Origin of the sequence: Kitasatospora sp. NPDC057936 (genome assembly GCF_042887525.1) — a bacterium.
Taxonomy (GTDB): Bacteria; Actinomycetota; Actinomycetes; order Streptomycetales; family Streptomycetaceae; genus Kitasatospora.
Map to the genome: position 1 here is coordinate 1 of NZ_JBHVPD010000215.1, position 1,379 is coordinate 1,379.

1 protein-coding gene and 2 pseudogenes are annotated in these 1,379 nt (G+C 74.3%); 2 read left to right on the top strand and 1 reads right to left on the bottom strand.

Going from position 1 to position 1,379, the window contains the following annotated elements:
* Positions 1-315, bottom strand: a pseudogene (locus ACFVU9_RS45475) (hypothetical protein); the annotation flags it as partial.
* Positions 316-568: 253 nt separating this feature from the next.
* Between ACFVU9_RS45475 and ACFVU9_RS45480 the strand changes: the two are divergent.
* Together ACFVU9_RS45480 and ACFVU9_RS45485 are read left to right on the top strand one after the other, a co-directional pair.
* Positions 569-1,081, top strand: coding sequence for a SigE family RNA polymerase sigma factor (locus tag ACFVU9_RS45480; RefSeq protein ID WP_387603987.1), 513 nt, complete (start codon positions 569-571; stop codon positions 1,079-1,081).
* Positions 1,074-1,379: pseudogene (locus ACFVU9_RS45485) on the top strand (hypothetical protein); the annotation flags it as partial. The gene ACFVU9_RS45480 and the pseudogene ACFVU9_RS45485, both read left to right, overlap by 8 nt.

Genomic DNA, 1,379 nt, shown 5'->3' on the forward strand with positions numbered 1-1,379 from the left:
GGTGAAAGGAGCCTGGGTGACAGTGACGCGGGCATCGGATGAGCCGCTGCTGGGGACCGCCGGGGCGCCGGCCGAGCCGGTGCCGCCGGCCGCGGGGGTGGGCGTGGCGGTGGGCGCTTCGGAGGGCTTGCCGCCGGCCGTGAGGGTGGGCGCTTCGGAGGGCTTGCCGCCGGCCGTGAGGGTGGGCGCTTCGGAGGGCTTGCCGTGGGCCGCGGGGGTGGGCGTGGAGGTGCTGGTCGCGGCGGTGGCCGCTCCCCCCGCGGTCGCGATGACCGCGGCGGAGGCGGCGATGAGCATGATCGGGCGGATGCGCATGAATCCGTGTCCTTTCCTGCGGGGCGTCCGGTTGAAGCCCGCGCCCCTGTACGCCTCCCTGCGCCCGGCAGGTCGCACCCCGCACACGTGATCCAGGTCATAGGCCCTGGGCGCAACCCGGGGACGGCGCTCGTGCGTACAGGGCGGGAGGCTCCGCCCAGGACGCACGGCTCCACCGCCGCGGCCGAGGAGTGCTCCCTCGCGAGCCGCCTGAGCCGCGAGCCGACGGACAGTCCCGGAAGAGAGGCCCTTGATGACGCCCCAGGAGTTCGACGCGTTCTACGCGGCGTCCTTCTCCCGCCTGACCGGGCAGCTCTACGCGATGACCGGCAACTGGTCCGAGGCGCAGGACGTGGTCCAGGAGGCCTTCATCCGCGCGTGGGACCGAAGGCTCACCTTCAACCCGGACGGTGCCCCGGAGGCGTGGATCCGGACCACGGCCCGGCGGCTGGCCCTCTCCCGCTGGCGGCGGCTGGCCCGGGGCCTGCACTTGGCCGGACGCCATCACCGCCAGGAACCACCCACCGTCGAGCCGCCCACCGAGGAGCACCTGCTGGTGGTCACCGCGCTCCGCGACCTGCCCGAGGCGCAGCGGAGCGCCCTGGTCCTGCACCACATGTGCGACCTCTCCGTCGAGCAGGTCGCGGTCGAGACCGGCGCCAGCGTCAGCGCCGTCAAGAGCCGCCTCGCCCGCGGCCGGACCGCGCTCGCGGCCAGACTCGCCGACCGAACCCCGACCAGCGAGGAAGGAAGAATCCGTGTCTGACCCCGTCCACGACACCCTCGGCGACCGGCTGCGGCTGCTCGGCACGCAGATGCCCGCACCGACCCTGCCCGCTGCGGAGATCCGCCGACGCGCCGACCGCCGACGCCGCCGGCGGCACGCCCTGGGCGCGACCGCGGCCTGCACCGCAGCAGCCCTGTGCCTGGCTGTCCCGTCCGTGCTGCACTCACCGGGACCACACCAAGGATCCGCGCTGAACTCACCGGAACCACAACAAGGAGCAGCCACCACGGACGCCTCCTCCGCGTCGGCTTCCCCCCACCCCCCGGCCGCTTTCACT